Annotated in this window: 17 protein-coding genes; 9 read left to right on the top strand and 8 right to left on the bottom strand. The window is 59.7% G+C overall.

What is annotated here, in order from left to right:
* Positions 1-6: 6 nt before the first annotated feature.
* The 4 genes from BJ928_RS09075 to BJ928_RS09060 all read right to left on the bottom strand — a co-directional run bounded on the left by BJ928_RS09075 (position 7) and on the right by BJ928_RS09060 (position 4,845).
* Complete coding sequence (locus tag BJ928_RS09075; protein ID WP_047631794.1) at positions 7-978, bottom strand: ABC transporter permease; 972 nt, start codon at positions 976-978, stop codon at positions 7-9.
* Between the two features lie 34 nt (positions 979-1,012).
* On the bottom strand, positions 1,013-2,563 hold the full coding sequence (locus BJ928_RS09070; protein ID WP_047631795.1) for a sugar ABC transporter ATP-binding protein: 1,551 nt from the start codon (positions 2,561-2,563) through the stop codon (positions 1,013-1,015).
* Between the two features lie 95 nt (positions 2,564-2,658).
* The gene (locus BJ928_RS09065; protein WP_047631796.1) at positions 2,659-3,648 is read right to left on the bottom strand and encodes an ABC transporter substrate-binding protein; all 990 of its coding nucleotides are present in this window, start codon (positions 3,646-3,648) and stop codon (positions 2,659-2,661) included.
* A 177-nt stretch (positions 3,649-3,825) separates the two neighbouring features.
* Positions 3,826-4,845, bottom strand: coding sequence for an aldo/keto reductase (locus BJ928_RS09060; protein WP_047631797.1), 1,020 nt, complete (start codon positions 4,843-4,845; stop codon positions 3,826-3,828).
* Positions 4,846-5,148: 303 nt separating this feature from the next.
* Here BJ928_RS09060 and BJ928_RS09055 point away from each other — a divergent pair, with 303 nt between their 5' ends.
* Positions 5,149-6,060 (top strand): GntR family transcriptional regulator, encoded by a 912-nt coding sequence (locus tag BJ928_RS09055; protein WP_047631798.1) that lies wholly within the window; start codon positions 5,149-5,151, stop codon positions 6,058-6,060.
* 28 nt (positions 6,061-6,088) lie between these two features.
* Here BJ928_RS09055 and BJ928_RS09050 read toward each other — a convergent pair whose 3' ends face one another.
* Both BJ928_RS09050 and BJ928_RS09045 read right to left on the bottom strand, forming a co-directional pair.
* Complete coding sequence (locus tag BJ928_RS09050) at positions 6,089-8,332, bottom strand: glycoside hydrolase family 2 TIM barrel-domain containing protein (RefSeq protein ID WP_047631799.1); 2,244 nt, start codon at positions 8,330-8,332, stop codon at positions 6,089-6,091.
* Between the two features lie 194 nt (positions 8,333-8,526).
* The gene (locus BJ928_RS09045; RefSeq protein WP_348628203.1) at positions 8,527-9,396 is read right to left on the bottom strand and encodes an AraC family transcriptional regulator; all 870 of its coding nucleotides are present in this window, start codon (positions 9,394-9,396) and stop codon (positions 8,527-8,529) included.
* A 245-nt stretch (positions 9,397-9,641) separates the two neighbouring features.
* Here BJ928_RS09045 and BJ928_RS09040 point away from each other — a divergent pair, with 245 nt between their 5' ends.
* The 8 genes from BJ928_RS09040 (at position 9,642) to BJ928_RS09005 (ending at position 21,404) form a co-directional block, all read left to right on the top strand.
* On the top strand, positions 9,642-11,108 hold the full coding sequence (locus tag BJ928_RS09040; protein ID WP_047631942.1) for an alpha-glucosidase/alpha-galactosidase: 1,467 nt from the start codon (positions 9,642-9,644) through the stop codon (positions 11,106-11,108).
* Positions 11,109-11,244: 136 nt separating this feature from the next.
* Complete coding sequence (locus BJ928_RS09035; RefSeq protein ID WP_047631801.1) at positions 11,245-13,329, top strand: ABC transporter substrate-binding protein; 2,085 nt, start codon at positions 11,245-11,247, stop codon at positions 13,327-13,329.
* A 156-nt stretch (positions 13,330-13,485) separates the two neighbouring features.
* On the top strand, positions 13,486-14,496 hold the full coding sequence (locus BJ928_RS09030) for an ABC transporter permease (protein WP_047631802.1): 1,011 nt from the start codon (positions 13,486-13,488) through the stop codon (positions 14,494-14,496).
* A complete protein-coding gene (locus BJ928_RS09025; RefSeq protein WP_047631803.1) occupies positions 14,496-15,623 on the top strand; it encodes an ABC transporter permease in 1,128 nt (375 codons plus the stop codon). Before BJ928_RS09030 ends, BJ928_RS09025 begins: the two co-directional genes overlap by 1 nt.
* Before the next feature lie 13 nt (positions 15,624-15,636).
* Positions 15,637-17,307 carry an ABC transporter ATP-binding protein gene (locus BJ928_RS09020; RefSeq protein WP_047631804.1) on the top strand — a complete coding sequence of 557 codons (1,671 nt, stop codon included), beginning with the start codon at positions 15,637-15,639 and terminating at the stop codon, positions 17,305-17,307.
* An 18-nt stretch (positions 17,308-17,325) separates the two neighbouring features.
* Complete coding sequence (locus tag BJ928_RS09015) at positions 17,326-18,696, top strand: alpha-glucosidase/alpha-galactosidase (RefSeq protein ID WP_047631805.1); 1,371 nt, start codon at positions 17,326-17,328, stop codon at positions 18,694-18,696.
* Between the two features lie 179 nt (positions 18,697-18,875).
* Positions 18,876-20,018: a fumarylacetoacetate hydrolase family protein gene (locus tag BJ928_RS09010; protein ID WP_047631806.1), complete on the top strand. Its 1,143-nt coding sequence runs from the start codon at positions 18,876-18,878 to the stop codon at positions 20,016-20,018.
* 357 nt (positions 20,019-20,375) lie between these two features.
* Complete coding sequence (locus BJ928_RS09005; protein ID WP_147413896.1) at positions 20,376-21,404, top strand: YncE family protein; 1,029 nt, start codon at positions 20,376-20,378, stop codon at positions 21,402-21,404.
* 127 nt (positions 21,405-21,531) lie between these two features.
* Here BJ928_RS09005 and BJ928_RS09000 read toward each other — a convergent pair whose 3' ends face one another.
* Entirely contained in the window at positions 21,532-22,059 is a 528-nt protein-coding gene (locus BJ928_RS09000) for a hypothetical protein (protein WP_052227717.1), read from the bottom strand.
* A 52-nt stretch (positions 22,060-22,111) separates the two neighbouring features.
* Complete coding sequence (locus BJ928_RS08995; protein WP_047631808.1) at positions 22,112-22,588, bottom strand: Crp/Fnr family transcriptional regulator; 477 nt, start codon at positions 22,586-22,588, stop codon at positions 22,112-22,114.
* Between the last annotated feature and the right edge of the window lie 37 nt (positions 22,589-22,625).

Raw genomic sequence — 22,625 nt, 5'->3', positions numbered from 1 at the left:
GCCCGATTAGGCCCGGCGGCGGCGCAGCTGATCGAAGTAGACGATGACGATGATCAGCACGCCTGTGATGATGCGTTGCCAGAAGGAATTGAGGTTCAGCAGATTGGCGCCGTTGTTGATGGTCGCCAGGATAAAGGCGCCGATCAGCGGGCCATAGACCGTGCCAATGGCGCCGAAGAGGCTGGTTCCGCCGATAACCGACGAGGCGATCGCCTGCAGCTCCCAGCCATCGGCCTGGGTGGCATTGCCGATGGCGATGCGCGAGGCAAGCAGGACGCCGACGAAGGCCGCGCAGGTTCCCGACAGAATATAGGCAAGGTAGATCATACCGTTGACGTTGACACCGGAGAGGCGTGCCGCCTCGCGGTTTGAACCGACCGCGAAAAGATACCGACCCCAGCGGCTGAGATGCAGGAAGATCACGGCTGGAATCGCGACCACGATCACCATCCAGAACAAGCTTGGGATACCGAGGAAATCGGCAACGGCAAAGTTGGTGAACCCCTCATTGACGATATTAATGGTCGAACCGTTGGTAATCAGCAGACCGATACCGCGCAGCGAGGTCAACGTGGCGAGCGTAATGATGAACGGCGGCAAGCCCATGCGCACGATGCCGAAGCCGTGAAACGCGCCGATCAACACCCCGAACAGCAAGGTTATCAGGATAGCGGCCCAAACTGGAAACCCGGCCTGAAGCAGCCAGGCGATGATGACGGTGCAGAAGCCGACGATAGCGCCAACTGAAAGGTCGATGCCAGCGGTGATAATGACGAAGGTTTGCCCAAGCGCGAGGATGGCCGTCATCGACCCTTGCCGCATGAGATTGGTAATATTGAGCTGTGTCCAGAACACGTCGGTCCACAATCCGAGCACGATCCACAGCGCCAAGAGGAGCAGGATCAGCGTCAAGCTGAAGAGGATGTTCATCTTGCGCTTGGGCGCAACGGTCGGGCCTTCAGTCGTATTTGCGGCCATTTTTGCTCTCCCTCTTTCGACTTGTTGTTGTTGTTCAGACGCCGATCGCTTCGCCGAGGACTTCCTCATGCGTGGCGGCATGGAAATCATGGCTGGCGACCAGCTGGCCGTGGCGGAAAACATGCAGGCGATCGGCAAGCTCGTAGACCTCGGGCAAATAGGATGAGATCACGATGATGCCGGCGCCATCGCGAAGCAGCTTGGCAAAAAGCCGATAGATCTCCGCCTTTGTACCGACATCGACGCCGACCGTCGGCTCATCGAAGATGAAGAGCTTCGCGCCATGGCTCAGCCACTTGCCGATGACCACCTTCTGCTGGTTGCCGCCGGACATGGCCGAAACCAGAACCCGCCGGCTCGGCGTCTTGATGCTGAGATCGCGAATCTGCTTGTCGGCATTGGCCGCTTCGCTCTTGTTGTTGATGACCGGACCGCGGCTCAGCCGCCTGAACACCGGCAGGTTGATATTGAGCCCGATCGGCAGATTGAGGCAGAGCCCCTGATCGCGGCGGCTTTCCGGCGCCAGCGCAATGCCGAGATCCATCGCGTCACGCTCGTTGCGGATGTCGACCTTGCGCCCCTGCCAATAGATTTCGCCCGCGGAGAGCGGCTGGCGCCCGTAGAGACCGAGAGCGAATTCACTGCGGCCGGCACCGATCAGCCCGTAAAGGCCGACGATCTCGCCGGCACGAACGCTCAGCGAGATATTCTCGAAGCCGGGACCGGACAGGCCCCGCGCTTCGAGGATGGTATCGCCGATCGGAATCTCTTCCTTGTGGTAGATCTGCTCGATGGAGCGATTGATCATCAGCTTGATCAGTTCGTCCTCATTGGTTTCGGCGATCGTGCGGGTGCCGACATGGGTGCCGTCGCGCAGGACCGAGACGCGATCGGCAAGTTCAAACACCTCTTCCATGCGATGGCTGATATAGACGATCGTCACGCCCTCGCCCTGCAGGCGGCGAATGAGCTTGAACAATTGCGCCGATTCCTGCCGGGTGAGATAGGCGGTCGGCTCGTCGAAAATCAGAAACTGCGTGCCGCGCATCGCGGCTCTGGCGGTCGCGACCAACTGCTGCTGGCCGATTGTCAGCGAACTCAGGAGCTCGCCGGCCGGCAGTCCGAAGCCGAGATCGTCAAGCACGGTCTGCGCCATCGCCACCATCTGCTTCTTGCGCATCAGGCCGAAACGATTGACTTCGTCGCCCAGGAAGAGGTTGGCGGCAACGGTCAGGTGCGGGCAGAGCACCACCTCCTGATGCACGGCATTAATGCCGCGGGCGATTGCCTCATTGGGCGTTGCGAGCGCCACGGGATGACCGCACCAGAAGATTTCGCCTGATGTCCTCGTGATGACGCCGGTCAAAAGCTTGATGAGCGTCGACTTGCCGGCACCATTTTCACCGACGATCGCATGGATCTCTCCGGCCAGAAAGGTGACGGTCGCGGGCTTGAGCGCCTCGACAAAGCCATAGCGCTTATGCAGCCCTTTCAGTTCGAGGATCGGCGAGCCCGCCGGAATGCGGTTTGCTTCCGTTTTGACGGTGTCGTCATGCCGGTGGCTGATTTCTTCAAGGCTCGTCATGAGGTCTCCTCCCTCTCGCATCGCCGTAGAACCGCCTCCAAAGAGGCGATCAGACGAAAAGGCCGCGCCCGATCACCCGGACGCGGCCTCAAGCCTTACTTGACCTTCGGGTTCAACAGGGCGTCGATCTTCGGATCGCTCATGTTCGCCTTGGTGACGAGGTTGGCGCCGGTGTCGACATTGGCCTCGACCTTTTCCTTCTTGGAGGCGGCGAGCGCCGTCTTGATGCCGTCATAGCCCATGCGATAGGGGTCCTGGACGACGAGACCGGCAAGAACGCCCGACTTCAGGAAGCCGACGGTCTTGTCGTCATTGTCGAAGCCGATGACCTTGATCTTGTCGCCCAGCTTGTTTTCGGCAATCGCCTGGCCGACGCCCTGCGCCATGATCAGATTGGAGGCGAAGACCCCGACGAGCTTCGGATTGGCCGTAATCAGGTCGGTCATGATGTTAAGGCCGGTGGTTGCCTGGCCGTCGGCATATTTATCGGCAACGACCTTCAGGCCCGGATACTTGTTCTTGACCTCTTCCAGGAAGCCCTGCCGACGCTGGTCGAGAGAGCCGACGCCCGGGAGGCTGGTGATGATTGCGATTTCACCCTCTTCCTTGCCGGTCATGCCCTTGATGGCAGCGGCAAGACCGTCAGCAGCGATGCGGCCGCCCTGGACGTTGTCGGTCGTCAGGAACGAGACGAAGGACTTGGAATCGGCGGCAGAGTCGATGCCGACGACCGGCACGGACTTCGCGGCTTCATCCACCGGCTTGCCGAGCGCCTTGAACTCCGTCGGCGAAATGACGACGGCGGCCGGCTTGCCGGCAACGGCGTTTTCGAGAATGCTGATCTGGCCGTTGATATCGGATTCCGACTGTGCGCCGAGTTCCGGCACCTTCACGCCAAGATCCTTGCCTGCCTGGCGGGCACCGGCAAGAACGATCTGCCAGTAGAAGGATGTCGTATCCTTGACGATGATCGGGATGGTCACATCGGCCGCGAAGGACTGCACGGGCATCGCCATGGCGATGATGGCAGCGCCGGCAAGACCGGCAAAGCTGCGGCGGGACAGAAGTGACTTGGCAATTTTCATCTGCTTCTCCTCTCAACGCGCTCTGCTTCCTGCACACCGGCCGTTGAACGCTTACGGCTCGGTATCGCGACACTTTGCGGCATCACGCATCGCGCGGCGGAATGACCACCGACGCCAAAACAGGCTTTCCTCCTCTTCGAAGCCGCCTCTCCCGACGGCTCGATAGCTCCCAAACTGTTAGACCCGGACCGCCTCGTCTCCCAACGGAGGCGCGACCACAGTCAAACCCTCGAATTCCGCATAGAAGCTGTCGGGAAGCCTTGGCTCCACGAGCTGCATGTTACGGACAAGACTTTCGGGCTTTGCCGTACCGATCAGCACCGAAGCCACGCAAGGGCTGTGCAGCGGAAACTGAAGCGCCGGCTGGGCAAGCGGTACGCCATGCTTGCGGGCGATCTCCTCCATCGCCCCCACCTTGGCCAGGATATCCGGCGTTGCCGGCAGATAATCGAAATGGGCACCGGGCACCGGTCCCGTCGCCAGAATACCGGAGTTGAAGACGCCGCCAACGACCAGCGACGTTCCGTTCTTCTCGCAAAGTGGCAGCAGCTCGGCGACCGCCGAACGGTCCAGCAACGTATAACGGCCGGCGAGCAGGATGCAGTCGATATCGGCCGCATTCATGACGTCGAGGCAGACCGGCACCTCGTTGACCCCAAGACCGTAGGCCTTGATCGCTCCCGATGATTTCAGCTCGTCCAGAGCCTTCAATCCAGAGCCGAGAAGCTGACCCAGATACCGCTCGTTGAGCGCCTTGCCGTGGGTATAGCCACCGATATCATGGACATAGAGGATATCGATGCGGTTGAGCCCAAGACGGGCATAGCTGAACTCGACCGAGCGCATGATGCCGTCATAGGAATAATCATAATCAGCATCGAAAGGCAGAGGGTCGACATAGCCGTAATTCGGCACCTTGTCGGTCGGCACCGGCCGCATGAGGCGACCGACCTTCGTCGACAGCACATAGCTATCCTCGGGTTGGTCGCGAAGGAAATCGCCGACACGACGCTCGCCGAGACCGAAGCCGTACCAGGGGGCAGCATCGAAATAGCGGATGCCGCTGTCCCAGGCTGCCTGTAGCGTCGCCATTGCCTGATCACGAGGGCAAGTACGATAGAGGCCGCCCAGCGCCGCGGCGCCGAAGCTGATTTCGGTGACCTCCAGGCCCGTCCTGCCGATTGCTCTTCTTCGCATCACCTCTCCCTTGTGATGACTGTCATTCAGTGTCTGCTGGCGCTAGATCCTCATCGGAGCGACCGAACCGGCCGCTCCATCTCCTCTTTTGTCATTGGCGACGGCCGGCTCTCGATAGTCCATCCGCCAATTGATTTTGTTTTTTATCTACAATAAACATTTTGGTGTCAACGAGCAAATCGCCTCATGCCCTGGAGGAAGGCAGCCGGCGCGGCTTCGTCAGCACTCCTACAATTGACTGCCATTCGATCATGGTTCAGACAGCGCCGCCGGTAAAGAGCAGCGACGATACGCGAGGGGGAAATGGCAAGGCAAAACACGCTCTTCAAGGAGGCGTATAATCGCTATACGGCGCGTCTGAAGCCCGATACCGAGCTGCCGAGCGAGCCTGAAATCGCAGCCGAACTCGGCGTCAGCCGCAGCACGGCGCGGGCGATCCTGATGCGTCTCAGTGACGCCGGCATCATTCTTTGGAACAAGCGGCAGAAGACCGTGCTGCGCCTGCCCACTCAAGCCGATTTCTTCCCCAAGGAAGAAACTGATTCACTACACGATATTATCGAGCGCAGCTTCATGATGCGCATCATGTCCGACGAAGCGCAGCCCGGCATGCAGATCAACGAACTGGAACTCGCACGCGAAATCGGCACCGGCACGTCGGTCGTACGGGAATTTCTCATTCGCTTCAGTCGCTTCGGCCTGATCGAGAAGCGACCGAACAGCCATTGGATCCTGAAGGGTTTCACCAGCGAGTTCGCGCTCGAACTCGCCGATGTGCGAGAAATGTTCGAACTGCATTCAGCGGCTGAATTCGGCCGCCTGCCCGCCAATCATCGAGCCTGGGACGACCTCAAGGCGATCGAACGGGAACATCACGAGCTTTTGAAGGATTTCGACGCGCACTACCGCGATTTTTCGCGGCTCGACGAGAAATTCCACCTTCTCATTCATCGCGCCTCGAAGAACCGCTTCATTGCCGATTTCTACGATGTCATCGCCATCGTCTTTCACTATCACTTTCAATGGAACAAGGCGTTTGCGCGCGAGCGCAATGCCCGTGCGGTGGCCGAGCATCTCGACTATATCGCAGCATTGCAATCGCGCGATCCGCAGCGGATCGATGCCGCCTGCCGCACACACCTGGCCTCGGCGCGGCAGACGTTGTTGCAGTCGATCCCGCAGGGTGCAGGGGAAGCTGCCGGATCCGCCGCCTAGGGAGCCGGCCGGATCACCAAATCCGGCGTCATTCTGCCTCTAGACGAAGGCTCTGGCTCGCAAAGCGCGGCGAGGATATTTCGACGGCGATCGCTCCGACCTCGCCTGTCGCCTGCAACCAGAAACCGGTGGTTCCACCCTGAAATGCCACCGTCTCAGGCCCGACAACCTTCGCCGGTCCATCGACCTTGATCGTGATGGCTTCATTGAGGAAAGCCAGACGCGAGCCAGCCTGATCGAGCGCGCGAACGATGACGCGAACCGTGTCATGCTCACCTGCCTGCAATGTTTCGGCATCGGCCTCGACCTGCAGCGACGTCGGTAGCGGATTGGCGACCATGTGCTGCTCAGCCACCACCTTCCCATTGATATAGCCGGTGAAATGTACGTCCTCCCACTCCATGCCCCAGACACCGAGTTCATCCGGGGTGAAGGAGCGGTGATCGAAGACGACGGGCGGATGCGGCAAATGCGGGAAGGTCTCGCGATCCGGGCCGAGGCGCTTGGTCAGCGACCCATAGCGCAGCTCGACCTCATCGCAATTGGTGAGCACGATCAGCGGCAGCGCGCCGCCGATATTGCGCTCGCCGCGCGCCCAGATCGTTACCGGCTTCATGACGATCTCGTCGGAAGCTTCGCACTGGCTGGCATAGACGTAAGCCGCAAATTTCGGCTCGCGGAACATGTCCATCACGCCGTGGTAGCAGATGCGGTCGCCCGAGCCGAAATCGCTGTGGGTGTTATAGTCGAACATGCACCAGCCGATGGCGCCTGAAATCGACGGATCGCCATACGCAGCATTCAGCACGTCCAGATGCCGGCGCACATGCTCGGCCTGCCGCTGTTCCTGATCGTAGATTTTCGTCGGGTACATATGACCGCCGAATTCGGTGATCAGATAGGGCACGTCCTTGGACAGGCCGGTATTTTCCTGTTGCGGCCTCAGCGGCGTGCGCGGCCGATTGGCGCCGGGCAATTCCTCGTTGCCGAGGATGAAATCATTCATCGTGTAGACGTCCTCGAGCATCTCGCTCTCGGTGATGTAACGAACGCCGCCGGTCTGGCGCGTTGGGTCGAGCTCGCGCGCCAGCCGATTGGTTTCAGCGTAGAAGTTGTGAGAATCCTGGGATTCGTTGATGCGCACGCCCCAGATGACGATCGAGGGGTGGTTCCAGTCGCGCTCGATCATACGGCGGACGTTACGGATCGATTCCTGCTGCCATTCCTCATCGCCAATATGCTGCCAGCCGGGGATTTCCTCGAAGACCAACAGGCCGATGCGGTCGCAATGGTCGAGGAACCATTTCGACTGCGGATAATGCGAGGTGCGCACGATGTTGCATTTCAGCGTGCGCTTCATGATCTCGGCGTCGCGCTCCTGAGCCGAGCGGCCCATCGCATAGCCGACATAGGGGAAGGCCTGGTGGCGGTTGAGTCCGCGCAGCTTCAATGCCTTGCCGTTCAGGAGAAAACCTTCAGCAGTAAAGCTCGCGGTGCGGAAACCAAAGGTCGCGGCATGACGATCCGCTCCGTGATCGGTCGCAAGCTCCACCTCGGCCGAATAGAGGACGGGATTGTCGAGTTCCCAAAGCGAGAGGCCCGAGAGACCATTGAAGCTGAGCTTTACGCTCCCGTCGGAAATATCAGCGTTTGCCGAAGCGATGGCCGTGCCATCGATGGACCTTAGGGTAACTTTCACGTTGCCCTTGAAAGCGAGGTTCTGCGGATTGGCGATGTCGCAGCGCACAGTCGTGGATTTGCGGTCGGAAAGGACATCTGCCGTTTCGACCTTGATATTGGCGATCGAGATCGGATCGGCCAGCTTCAGCCATACATCGCGATAGATCCCGGCATAGGTCAGATAATCGATGCGGCCGCCGAAGGGCGGGATCTCAGGGTTCTCGCTGCCGTCGATCTTGACGGTGATGAGGTTCTCACCGTCAAGCAGGCGGCCGGTCAACCGTGCCTCGAACGGCGTATAGCCATCCTTGTGAGCAACGATCTCCTCACCATTCAGATAGACGACGGCGTCGGCCATGGCGGCATCGAAGATCAACGATACCTCGCGCCCGGCAAACGCCTCGTCCCAATCGACTATTTTCTGATAGGTGAAAGCACGCTGATAGGATTTCTCGTCGAAATAGTTGAACGGCAATTCAACGGCGGTATGCGGGAGCGTGACGCTCTGCCCTTCCTGCAGACGGGCGGCATCCTCGGGCGAAAACCCTTCATGAAACGTCCAGGATTCGTTGAAGGCGACAACAGAACGCATATCCAATCCTATCGATTAAGCCCGTTGCATCAGGGCGAACACAAACTGCTTGGAAAATCAGGCGCGCGGCAAGGCAGGCATGAACGCCGCGGGGCGATATCTATACAGGCTCGCCACAGTCGCGCAATGCGACCGGTTGGCGGATTTCGACTTTTTGCCCCGAGCAACAGTGACGGCAGCCTGTTCGCCCGAGCCTATCGGTTGCGGCTGCCCTTCCCGTCCTCGACCGGGCTGCGCACTGCGGCATACATGCCCGTTGTGCGGAATTCCGTGGGATTGATGCCGTAGATGCGGCGGAAGACCTTGGAAAAATAGTTGGCGTCATCGAAGCCCGACATGATCGCCACTTCCTTGACCGGAATGAAGGCTGCCTTGGTCAGCAGTTTTGCCGCGCGCTGCATGCGCTGCTGCAGTACGAACTCAGCTGGCGGCACGCCCTCGCTCTCGGCAAAGACGCGCGAGAAATGCGCACGGCTGAGGCCGCTCACCTTCGCAAGCTCATCGACGGGAAGCGATTTGTCGAGATTGGCGTTTATGTGATCGATGACGATCTGCATGACGGAGCGCTCCGCGGCAAAAGCATGAGAGCCGAAGACATCGTCGTAAAGCGCCATCGCAGCCTCATAGGCGATAGCCGATGCTGAAGCGGGTGTTCGGGCTCCCTTGACGAGCCGCAGGCTGCAATCGGCCAGATGATCGATCGTCGCCTGTTGAAGCTTCAAGACCGGACCGGCCGCGGCCAGGATCAGGCGATGGATGCGCAGCGCCTCCTCGCCATTCATCGAGATCCAGAAATACTCCCAGCGCTCCCCCTTCTCCAGCCAGTAGCGATGATTGTGCGGAACGAGGACCAGCAACGTATCGCCGGCGTTCACGCGGTAACTGCGATTTTCATAGCGCAGCCGGCCAGTGCCGCTGATGGTGTGCTGAAGCACTGTGAACGGCGTCTGGCCGCGCCGGCGTCCATCCCAATCATAGGGCTCGTCACGCCTCACTTCGTAGCCGGCGCTGGTCGGCATGGCATGCAGCCGATGGCGTCCGCGCGGCAGGGAAACCGTCCGCATGACCTGTCCGTTGTCGATCAATTCCTGCAGCACAAAATTACCCTCAAAAGCATAATAGTTCTCTGTTCGCCTCGGTGATTATAGGCATAATCCCGCCCAGAAAACAGCGCTTGTCCGCCGACGAAGATCGGCGATTGGAGGAAAACCCACGATTTCGGCCTGTTTCGCTACCAGTGCGATCACGGGACGAAAATGCGGTCATCTCCCCTGCCGTTGCGCGTTCGATTGACTTGAAGGTGAGGATCATGAGTTTCAAAATCGCTATTATCGGCGCCGGCAGCGTCGGCTTCACGAAAAAGCTGTTCACCGACATTCTCTGCGTGCCGGAATTTCGCGACGTTGAATTTGCGCTCACGGACTTGAGTGAGCACAATCTGACGATGATCAAGGCGATCCTCGACCGGATCGTCGAGGCCAACAACCTTCCGACGCGCGTCACCGCCACCACAAATCGCCGCCAAGCTTTGGAAGGCGCGCGCTATATCATCAGCTGCGTCCGCGTCGGCGGCCTGGAAGCCTATGCCGAAGATATCCGCATTCCGCTGAAATACGGCATCGACCAGTGCGTCGGCGATACGATCTGCGCCGGCGGTATTCTCTACGGTCAGCGCAACATCCCGGTCATCCTCGATTTCTGCAAGGATATCCGCGAGGTTGCCGAAAGCGGCGCCAAGTTCCTGAACTATGCCAACCCGATGGCGATGAACACGTGGGCGGCGATCGAATATGGCAAGGTCGATACGATCGGCCTTTGCCACGGTGTCCAGCACGGTGCCGAACAGATCGCCGAAGTGCTCGGTGCCAAGGACAAGAGCGAACTCGACTATGTCTGCTCGGGCATCAACCACCAGACCTGGTTCGTCGATCTGCGTCTCAACGGCCGAAAGATCGGCAAGGACGAGCTGATCGCTGCCTTCGAAGCGCATCCGGTATTCTCACAGCAGGAGAAGCTGCGCATCGACGTGCTGAAGCGTTTCGGCGTCTATTCGACGGAAAGCAACGGCCACCTGTCCGAATACCTGCCGTGGTATCGCAAGCGTCCCGACGAGATCAACAAATGGATCGACATGTCGAACTGGATTCATGGCGAGACCGGTGGCTATCTGCGCCACTCCACCGAGACCCGTAACTGGTTCGAGACGGAATTCCCGCAGATCCTCGACAGCGCATCGCAGCCCATCGACCCTGCGCGCCGCTCCAACGAGCATGCCAGCCATATTCTCGAAGCGCTGGAAACCAACCGCGTCTATCGCGGCCATTTCAACGTCAAGAACAACGGCGTCATCACTAATCTGCCTGCCGATGCCATCATCGAATCCCCCGGCTTCGTCGATCGCTTCGGCATCAACATGGTGGCGGGCATCACGCTGCCAGAGGCCTGCGCTGCCACTTGCATTTCTTCGATCAACGTCCAGCGCATGTCTGTTCATGCAGCCATCAGCGGTGACATCGACCTGCTGAAGCTTGCCGTCCTGCACGACCCGCTGGTCGGCGCTATCGCCACGCCGGAGGAGGTCTGGCAGATGGTCGATGAAATGGTGGTCGCCGAAGCTCGCTGGCTGCCGCAATATGCCCATGCAGTGGCAGACGCCCAGGATCGCCTGTCGCGCAGCAAGGTCAAGACGCGCGACTGGAAGGGTGCGGCGAGCCGCAACGTCCGTTCGATCGAGGAATTGCGCGCGGAAAAGGCCGCTCTGAAGCAGGCAGGCTGAAAGACATGCAGGCCGAAAGATAAGGGTTGAGACGGGATCTTAAGGGGATATCCCGCCTCGACCGGCCATCTTTCGTTTCAAGGGAGGAACGCGAGGCCTCGAACGGAACGCTCGCGAATTTGGGAGAGAGAACAAGATGAGACATTTTCGACCGATCGGCCTTCTGGCCGCGTTGACGATTGCCACATCCGCAATCGCGATCAGCGCCTTTGCAGCCGAGCCGACAGTGCCGCCCGTCCCACCGGTTTTCCCGGCGGAAGGCAAGATCAAATATGTCGCGCGCAGCTCCATCCTGGAGTTCAAGGCGCTGCCGGACTATCACGAGCCTTCCTGGGTCACCGACAATTTCGTCAAGACCGGCAAGCTGCCGCCCGTCAAGGATCGCCTGCCGAAAGAGCCGCTGGTCTACAAGACCGGCAACATGCCCGACGGCGTCGGCGTCTATGGCGACACGCTGCGCCATGTCATCGGCGGCCGGCCGGAAGGCTGGAACTATGGTGCCGGCCAAAGCCAGGGCTGGGGTGGCATCGACATCGGCCTGTCCGAATGCCTGACGCGCACCGCGCCGCTCTTCCAGGTCGAGGCCAAGGATACCGAGCCGTTGCCGAACCTTGCCAAGAGCTGGGATTGGTCACCGGACGGCCACAAGCTCACCATGCACCTGATCGAAGGCGCCAAATGGTCTGACGGCGTGCCTTTCAACGCCGACGACGTGATGTTCTATTGGGACGACGAAGTCCACGATCCGAACGTTTCGCCGTTGAACGGCGCGAGCCCGGAAACCTTCGGAGCCGGCACGACGTTGAAGAAGATCGACGATTACACCGTCGAATGGACCTTCAAGGACGCCTTTCCGAAGCAATATCTCTATGCCATGGCCTACGGCACCTTCTGCCCCGGCCCGTCGCATATCCTGAAACCGCAGCATCCGAAATATTCGAAGAACACCTACGAGCAATTCAAGAACGCCTTCCCGCCGGAATTCATGAACATGCCCGTCATGGGCGCCTGGGTGCCGGTGGAATACCGTTCCGACGATATCATCGTCATGCGCCGCAACCCCTATTACTGGAAGGTCGACGAAAAGGGCAATCAGCTGCCTTATCTCAACGAGCTGCAATACAAGCTCTCGACCTGGGCGGATCGCGACGTGCAGGCGGTCGCCGGCTCCGCCGACCTTTCGAACCTGGAGCAGCCGGAAAACTTCGTCGCCTCGCTGAAGCGCGCCGCACAGCCGGATGCCCCGGCTCGTCTCGCCTTCGGCCCTCGCCTCATCGGCTATAACCTGCAGATGAATTTCTCTGCCAATGGCTGGGGCAATCCTGATGCACGCGCCCAGGCGGTCAGAGACCTGAACCGCAACGAGCACTTCCGCAAGGCCGTCAGCATGGCGCTGGACCGCAAGGCGATCGGCGAGTCGCTGGTCAAGGGTCCGTTCACGGCGATCTATCCGGGCGGCCTGTCGTCCGGCAGCACCTTCTACGACCGCAATTCCACGATCTATTATCCCTTCGATCTCGCCGCCGCCAAGGCCGAACTCGCAAAGGCCGGCCTCAAGGACACCGACGGCGACGGCATCGTCAACTTCCCGGCCGGCGTTAACGGCGGCAAGGATGTCGAAATCACCCTTCTGGTCAGCAACGACTACACCACCGACAAGAGCCTTGCCGAAGGCGTTGTCGCCCAGCTGGAGAAGCTCGGGCTGCGCGTCGTCATCAATGCACTCAGCGGCAACCAGCGCGACGATGCCAACTACAGCGGCCGCTTCGACTGGATGGTACGGCGCAACAGCACGGAGCTTGCCTCGGTCGTGCAGAATACCGAACAGCTTGCACCGGTCGGTCCGCGCACGAGCTGGAACCATCGCGCCGGCTCGGATGGCAAGGTAGATCTGATGCCGTTCGAGAAGGACATGGTCGACATCGTCAACAAGTTCACGCAGACGCAGAACAATGACGAGCGTGTCGCTCTGATGAAGCAGTTCCAGAAGATCTCGACCGAGAACCTCTACAATATCGGGCTGACCGAATATCCTGGGGCTCTGATCATCAACAAACGCTTCTCAAACGTTCCTCCGGGCACCCCGATCTTCCTGTTCAACTGGGCGGAAGATTCCCTCATCCGCGAGCGGCTGTGGGTCGCCGCGGACAAGCAGGGCAAGTACGAACTGTTCCCCAACCAGCTTCCCGGTGCTCCGGGCAGCGCCGGTCCGATCAAGTAAGATCGGAGGAACCTCTCCCTTCAGCCGGCATGACGTCGGCTGAAGGGAACCGAAGCATCCCAGCGACCAGCTGTCGCCGGACAAGAATGAACCGCTGACGCATATCGCCTTCAAAAAGCGAGACTGCCGGCAGCATCAAGAGAAGCGAACCGTTCCATGTTACGATTCCTGCTCGTTCGCATAGCCTCCGCGATCCCCGTGCTCTTCGTCCTGAGCGTGGTGACGTTTGCTATCATCCAGGCACCGCCGGGCGACTATGCCGATTACATCCGTTCGCAATTGATGAACCAGGGCGGCGCATCCTTCGAGCAAGCCGATGCGCAGGCGCAGGCCTACCGCAAGGAACATGGCCTCGATAAGCCGATGATCGTGCAGTATTTCAACTGGATCGGCGGCATCGTCACCAAAGGCGATTTCGGCTACAGCATGGTCTATAACAAACCCGTCGCCGACGTGGTCGGCGAGCGCCTGCCGCGGACGCTCGCCCTAGCGCTGGTGTGCCACATTCTGGCATCCATCCTCGGCATCGGCTTCGGCATCTGGGCGGCGACGCGCCAATACAGCTGGATCGACAATCTGCTGTCCGGCGTTTCCTTTCTCGGCATGACGGTGCCGCGCTTCCTGATGGCGTTGATCATCGTCTATATCCTCGTCTTCCAGCTCAACGTTTCGGAGATCGGCAGCTTCTTTTCGCCGCAATATGGCGGCGCGCCCTGGTCCTGGGACAAGTTCGTCGATCTGGTCAAGCATATCTGGCCGGTCGTCGCGATCGCCACATTCGGCGGCCTCGCCTACAATATGCGCGTGATGCGCGGCAATCTCCTCGATACGCTGAACGCGCAATATGTGGAAACGGCGCGCGCCAAGGGCCTTTCGGGCGGCGCCGTCGTCATGCGTCATGCCGTGCCCAACGCGCTGCATCCGCTCGTCATGTATCAGGGCGTCGCCCTGCCCTATATGCTGACGGGCGAGATCGAAACGGCGATCATCTTCACGCTTCCGACCGTCGGTCCCGCAATCGTTGGCTCCATGGCGGTCGGCGACGTCTATGTGACCGCGACCTTCATGATGGTGCTTTCCGCAACCCTCATCGTCGGCAATATCATCGCCGATATTCTGCTTGCGCTGCTCGATCCGCGCGTCCGTCAACAGGGGGGGATACACTGATGCTCGCCTTCAGCAATACCGCACCGCCGCCGGAAGAAAAGATCAGCGAAAAGAGCGGCAATGAAAGCTATATCGCCCTCGTCTGGCGGCGCCTGAAGCGCTCGTGGACTGGTTTGAGCGGCCTCATCCTCGTCATCTTGCTCCTGCTGATGGCTGTCTTCGCGGAGTTCGTCGCACCGCTTGACCCCAAGGCGACAGACACCGGCTTTGCGCCGCCGCAGGTCATCAGCTTTCACGACAAGGACGGCAATTTCGTCTTCCTGCCGCGCGTCTACGCGCTCGTCGAGACCACCGATCTCGATCCCGTAACTTTCCAGCCGATCGTCGGACCGGACTACGATCATCCGCGCCTGCTTGGCCTCTTCGTCAAGGGCGACCCCTATTATCTCTTCGGGCTCATCCCCGGCAATCGACATCTCTTCGGCGCCACCGACGGCGGCCCGGTGCATTTCCTCGGAACCGACAAGTTCGGCCGCGACGTGCTGTCGCGCGCCATCTACGGTTCGCGCATCTCGCTGATGATCGCCCTGACGGTCGTTGCCATCGTTACGATCGTCGGCACCACGGTCGGCATGATATCGGGCTATTTCGGCGGCGTGCTCGACACCTGGATTCAGCGCTTTGTCGAAATCGTTCTCGCCTTCCCGCAAGTGCCGCTCTATCTGGCTTTGACCTCTCTGATCCCCGTGACGGCGCCGACCAATGTCTTCCTTGCCTTCGTCATCGTCGTCATGTCTGCACTCGGCTGGGCGCAGATGTCGCGTGAGGTGCGTGGCAAGACGCTCGCCCTTGCCCGGATCGATTATGTTCGCGCCGCGATGGCGGTCGGCGCAAGCGACCGGCGCATCATCCTCCAGCACATCTTCCCGAACGTCATGAGCCACGTCATCGTCGCCGTGACGCTTGCGATCCCGAGTGTTGTATTGCTCGAATCCTTCCTTGGTTTCCTGGGTTTTGCCGTCAAACCGCCGCTGATCTCATGGGGTCTGATGCTGCAGGACACGTCGACCTATTCGGTCATCGGCTCCTATCCCTGGATTCTCTCGCCCGTCGCCTTCGTTCTCGTCACCGTCTTCGCCTTTAATGCGCTCGGCGACGGACTGCGCGACGCGATCGACCCCTATTGAGAGGAGAACGGACATGGCCCTCGCACTCGTCAATCCCTTCGCTCCCGACGTCAGGCACGATGTTGGTGAAAAGACAACTTCGCCCGTCATCGATGCCCGGAATATCGCCGTCAAATTCAAGGTCGAGGACGGCATAGTCGATGCCGTCAAGGACATTACCTTTCAGCTCTATCGCGGCGAGACCATCGCAATCGTCGGCGAGTCCGGCTCGGGAAAATCGGTGACGGCCCGCACGGTCATGGGGCTGCTCACCAAACGCGCCGTGGTTTCCGACAAATCCGCCGTCCACTATGATGGCAAGAATGTGCTGAAATTCTCGGAGCGAGCACGCCGGCAGCTGCGCGGCGACCGCATCTCGATGATCTTTCAGGAGCCAATGAGCTCGCTCAATCCGATCTATACGATCGGCAGCCAGATCATCGAAGCGATAAGGGTTCATCGCAAGGTCAGCCGGCGCGATGCCGAAAAGCGGGCGCTCGATCTGTTGAAGCAGGTGCAGATCCCCGATCCCGAGGCTCGGCTGAAGCAATATCCGCATCAGCTCTCTGGCGGCCAGCGCCAGCGCGTGATGATCGCCATGGCGCTCGCCAATGATCCTGACGTCTTGATTGCCGACGAGCCGACGACCGCGCTCGACGTGACGGTGCAGGCACAGATCCTGAACCTCATCCGCAACCTGCAGAAACAGCTCGGCATGGCCGTCATTCTGATCACCCATGACCTGACGGTCGTGCGCCAGTTCTCCGACTATGTCTATGTGATGCAGCATGGAGAGATGCGCGAGCACAACACCGCCGAAGCACTCTTCGCCAATCCGCAGCATCCCTATACGCGGCATCTGTTGACGTCGGAGCCGCGTGGACGGGCGAAGCCGCTGCCGCCGAACTGCGACACGGTCCTCGAAGGCAAATCCGTCAAGGTCGCCTTCATGCTGCGTCACGGCAGCTTCTTCAAGCCGGAAATGCGCGAACTCGTCGCCGTCGACAGCCTGAATATCGAGCTGCGCCGCCACGAAACGCTCGGGCTGGTCGGCGAATCCGGCTCCGGCAAGACCACTTTCGGACAGGCGCTGCTGCGCCTGATCGATGCCGATAGCGGCCAGATCTACTTCGACGGGCAACCGATCCATGCCCGGTCGCGCGCAGAAATGCGGCCGCTGCGTTCGCGCATGCAGATCGTCTTCCAGGACCCGTTTTCGTCGCTCAATCCGCGCATGCCCATCGGCCAGATCATTGCCGAGGGGCTCGTGGTCAACAATCTCGGCGCCAATCGGGCCGAACGCCTGGAGCGCGTCAAGGAGGCGCTCGTCAGCGCCGGCATGCCCGCCAACATTCTCTCGCGCTTCCCGCATGAATTTTCCGGCGGCCAGCGCCAGCGCATCGCGATCGCCCGCGCCATCGCGCTCGAGCCGGAATTCATCCTGCTCGACGAGCCGACATCCGCCCTCGATCTCTCCGTCCAGGCTCAGATCCTCGATCTCCTGCGCAAGCTGCAGGACGAGCGGGGCCTGAGCTACCTTTTCATCTCACACGACCTCAAGGTCGTCCGCGCCCTTTGCCATCGCGTGATCGTCATGCAGCACGGCAAGATCATGGAGGAAGGGCCGGTCGAAGAGGTTCTGTCGCATCCCAAGACCGCTTACACCGAACGCCTTGTCAGAGCGGCGTTCGAAGTAGCTTCATAGCATTCAGGAGATTTTTAAATGACAAGCACTCCCAAGATCACCTTCATCGGCGCCGGTTCGACCGTCTTCATGAAGAACATCATCGGCGACGTCCTGCAGCGACCGGCACTCGCCGGCGCCAGGATCGCGCTGATGGACATCAATCCGCAGCGGCTCGACGAAAGTGCGATCGTCGCCCGCAAGCTGGCCTCGACACTCGGCGCTTCGGCAACGGTCGAGACTTTCACCGATCAGCGCAAGGCGCTCGATGGCGCGCACTTCGTCGTCGTCGCCTTCCAGATCGGCGGCTACGAACCTTGCACCGTCACGGATTTCGAAGTGCCGAAGAAGTATGGCTTACGCCAGACGATTGCCGACACGCTCGGCGTGGGCGGCATCATGCGAGGCCTGCGCACGGTTCCGCACCTCTGGAAAATCTGCGAGGACATGCTCGCCGTCTGCCCGAACGCGATCATGCTGCAATATGTAAACCCGATGGCGATCAACACCTGGGCGATCGGCGAGAAGTATCCGACGATCAAGCAGGTCGGGCTTTGCCATTCCGTGCAGGGCACGGCGATGGAACTGGCGCACGATCTCGACATTCCCTACGATGAAATCCGCTATCGTTCGGCCGGTATAAACCACATGGCCTTCTATCTCGCATTCGAGCATCGCCAGCCGGATGGTTCCTATCGCAACCTCTATCCGGATCTCGTGCGCGCCTATCGCGAAGGACGCGCGCCGAAGCCAGGCTGGAACCCGCGCTGCCCGAACAAGGTGCGCTACGAGATGCTGACGCGCCTCGGCTATTTCGTCACCGAAAGCTCCGAGCATTTCGCCGAATATACGCCCTACTTCATCAAGGAGGGCCGCGAGGATCTGATCGAAAAGTTCGGCATCCCGCTCGACGAATACCCGAAGCGCTGCATCGAGCAGGTGGCGCGCTGGAAGAACCAGGCGGAAGAATACCGCACGGCAGAGAAGATCGAGGTCAAGCAATCGAAGGAATATGCGTCTTCGATCATCAACTCGGTCTGGACGGGCGAACCCTCCGTCATCTACGGCAACGTCCGCAACAATGGCTGCATTACGTCACTGCCGAACAATTGCGCCGCCGAAGTGCCTTGCCTTGTCGATGCGTCGGGCATTCAGCCCACCTATATCGGCGACCTGCCGCCACAGCTGACGGCTCTCATCCGCACCAACATCAACGTGCAGGAATTGACAGTGAAAGCCCTGTTGACCGAAAATCGCGAGCATATCTACCACGCTGCGATGATGGATCCGCATACGGCAGCCGAGCTCGATCTCGACCAGATCTGGTCGCTGGTCGACGAATTGCTGGTTACGCACGGCGACTGGCTGCCGGAATGGGCGCGCGGCAATCGCAAGGTTCAGGCCGCCTAAAGCCACTCTCTCCCGGCTTGCGGCCCAAAGGCCTCGCGGCGACGCCGCGGGGCCTTACATTTTTACCGTGTCGAAGAAAATGAAAATCCATAACGCGGGCGAATGTCGCATCGATAACCGATGGCAAACCACATTCGCCTGGGTTAGAAAACACTCGCAGTTTGGAGGAGACGAACGACATGACGAGCTCGGAAACATTCACCACCGGAACATTCGTCGGCCGCATATGGCGTCCGGATGTGGAAGGCCCTGCCCTCGTCACCGTCCGCGACGGCACCCTCTACGACATCACGTCGAGGGAAGCGCCGACCATGCGCGACCTCCTGGAGATGGACAATCCGGTTGCTTTTGTCCGCGCACAGAAAGGCGAAGCCGTCGCAAAGCTCGACGATCTGCTTGTCGGCAAGGCCGATCGCTCGGCCGTCCACCTTCTCGCGCCGATCGATCTTCAGGCGATCAAGGCCTGTGGCGTGACCTTCGCCCGCTCGATGCTCGAGCGCGTCATCGAAGAGCGCGCGGCCGGCAATCCCGATCTTGCAGAAGCGATCCGCGGCAAGGTGACTGCGCTCATCGGCGACAGCCTGCGCAACCTCAAGGCCGGCTCGCCCGAGGCCGCCAAGGTCAAGGCCGCGCTGATCGAGGAAGGCGTCTGGTCGCAATATCTCGAAGTCGGTATCGGGCCTGACGCCGAGGTCTTCTCCAAGTCACAAGCGATGTCCTCGGTCGGCCTGGGCGCGGATGTCGGCCTGCATCCGATCTCGAAGTGGAACAATCCCGAGCCAGAAATCGTGCTGGCGGTCGACAGCCAAGGCCGCGTCAGGGGTGCGACGCTCGGCAACGATGTCAATCTGCGAGATGTCGAGGGGCGCTCCGCGCTATTGCTAGGCAAGGCCAAGGACAATAATGCCTCCTGCTCGATCGGTCCCTTCATTCGTCTGTTCGACGAGACTTATGCTCTGGACGACGTACGCAATGCCGATCTCGACCTGAAGGTCGAAGGCGCGGACGGCTATGTGCTGCATGGGCGCTCGTCTATGAAGGAAATCAGCCGCGATCCGCTCGACCTCGTGTCGCAGACCATCGGCCGTCATCATCAATATCCCGATGGCTTCGTGCTGTTCATGGGAACGCTTTTCGCCCCCGTCGAGGACCGCGACACGCCCGGTCAGGGCTTCACCCACAAGGTCGGCGATATCGTGACGATCTCCAACGACAAGCTTGGAGCGTTGCAAAACCGCGTGCTCTTGTCGACCGAATGCCCACCCTGGACTTTCGGCTCGTCGCATCTGATGCGCAATCTCGCTCGGCGTGGCCTGATTTAAGGCCTCGCTGGAATCCGGATTGCAGGGGTTCAGCCTGCCAGGCACGCTATGGTGGGGTTTCTTTAATTTCCGTAGTGTTCGACAGTCGACGGCACACGGGATTGTCAGATGGTCCACGGTTGATCCGCTATGATTGCGCGCTTGATCGTCTCGGTCGAAGGCGGAGGATCGCGCGCGCCCGAGAACCATCAAGCCGGGCATTTGGACGCGATGGGGCACCCGAGGACTCCTCGATGAAAGCTGGTTGAAAGCTTCATTTGTTAGTTTGCGGAGCCCGGGGGGAACGGCAAACTTATCAGGAGGAATAGGATGATAAGGTCGCGCTTGGCAATTTCTACGACTGCGCTTGCATTAATCATGATGACGCCGGCATTCGCATTCGATGGTTGGCACCAGCAACATGCCACAACGATCGAAGGCAAGGGCTCGGGCTATGACTATGTCTCGGTCGATTCAGCCACGCATCACGTTTTCCTGGGTCATCGCAAGGAAGGTCTGCAGGTCTTCGATCCCGCTGCCGACAAGGTCGTCAAGGTGATTGACAAGACTGCCACCGATAGTTCAGACGGCGCCGTGCTTATCCCCGAATTCGATCTCGGCATTTCCAACAACGAAGACGGCACCATCACGCCCTTCAAGCTTTCGACGCTAGAGGCTCAGGCGCCAATCAAGGTTGGCGAGGACCTCGACACCAGTCATTATGATCCCGTCAGCAAGCGTTTGGTGCTCAACATGGGCGCCGGGCAAGACGGCACCGAACTCATCATGCTGGATGTCCCTTCCCTCAAGGAAGTCGGTCGTCTGAAAGTACCAAGCAAAAAGGTCGAAGGTGCCGACAGCGACGGCAAGTCCGCCTTCTTCCTCGCCGCACAGGACCTCGACAAGGTCTACAAGATCGACACCAAAGCCGGAAAGATCGTTGCTACCTATGACACCGCCCCGGCCTGCGGCCATCCCACGGCAGTGACCGTCAATGCCGCTGACGAGCGCGTTTACATCAGCTGCCGCGGGCACGACGCCATCAAGCCCTCTTTCACCGTACTTGATGGGGATAGCGGCAAGATAGTTTACAGCGCTGAGATTGGCGGCGGAACCGACAGCATCGTCTACGACGGCGATCTGAAGCGTATCTTCACTGCAAATGGCGTGAGCGCCAATCTCAACGTATTCGAGGTCGATGGCGCCGATACTTACAAGCCGCTGGAAACGCTCGGCACCCGCGCCGGCGTTCGTACGATGGCGATGGATCGTCAAACCAAGGCGATCTATGCCATCACGGCCGAAGGCAGCGCCGATGCCTCCAAGAAGATCCTGACGGCCGTCTCTCCCTTCTATGCCAACACTTTCTTCCCGAATACGTTCACGGTCCTGACCTACGGAAAATAGTGAAAGCACGATCAGAGCGCCGGCCTTGCTATTGAGCCAAGACCGGCGTTTTGACGCCGAAGTCAGGCACCCCTATGGCTCGGTGGGTGAAGCCTTACGCATAGGATTGGATTGATTTCGACACTGGCTAGCGAGCAGGAAACTGAAGAGACGACAGTTTTGTTGCCAATTGCGCGGCATCGACGGAAGCAAGATGACCCCCGGAGAAAAACGGATCGTCCGATACGTCACGACCGATCCACGGCGGCGGTACGAAGGTATCAAGCGCGGCGAGAGACTCCGCCTCAAATTCGCATAGAACCAGTCCGGCAAGATGATCCTCGAAGACATCGATGCAAAGTGCCGATGCAACCATGTCGTATCGCTTCTTTCGGACGCCTTTGCCGGCCAACGTAGAGAGAAGATCGTATTCTTGTGATGTCAGATAGATATTGACGATTGCGAGAGGACCATCGCCTTCGCCGGGATATTTCTTGCAGAGCTTATGCTGCGTATCGCCGTCGCGACGCGTGATCTTGCGCAGGCGCAACCTGGTCCCGTCGATATAGAGATCCTCGATCAGCCGAAATGCTGTTACTGAAAGATCCGGAATGTCGCGGACAAGAAACCGACGCTCATATTCGGGCCGTGCATATTTCGGAATTGAGTTCGCCATATCGCAACGGAGCGCCCGCCGCTCGAAAGCACGGGCGCCTGACCTTTCGATATCAATGCGTGGACATCGAGTGCGGCTGGTTGAGGCGGCTGCGCACGGCCGTCAATTCCGACGTCGTATGGTTGAGACGGTCCGCCAGCACGCGCATGATCTCGACGGCCATTTCCGGAAAATCGCTGAGCAGCTTCAGAAAATGTTCCTTGCTGATCTTCAGGGCTTCGAGCCTGGAGGTTGCCTTTACCGTAGCGGTACGCGAGACATCACAGAGGATGGCGATTTCGCCGACGATGGAGTTCAGGTCGACTTCGGCAACCTTGATCTCGCCGGCTGGGCTATCGACTAGAATATCAGCAGTTCCTGAAAGAACAACATAGGCCGCATCACCCTGATCGCCCTGATGAAACAGGGTTTGACCAGCATTGTAACTGACGCGATCGGACGTGAACGCCAAGAGTTTCAATTTTGCGGGTGCGATGCGCGAAAAAATCGGCACCCGCTTCAACATTTCAACTTCATCCTTCAGAAGCATGAGCTTCGGTACCCCCAGTGTTCGGCCCCAGACGCCA

This window comes from Rhizobium sp. WW_1, assembly GCF_003610155.1.
GTDB lineage: Bacteria > Pseudomonadota > Alphaproteobacteria > Rhizobiales > Rhizobiaceae > Rhizobium > Rhizobium tropici_A.
The sequence above is the reverse complement of the archived record's forward strand: the minus strand, read 5'-3'. Positions and strand labels throughout refer to the sequence as shown.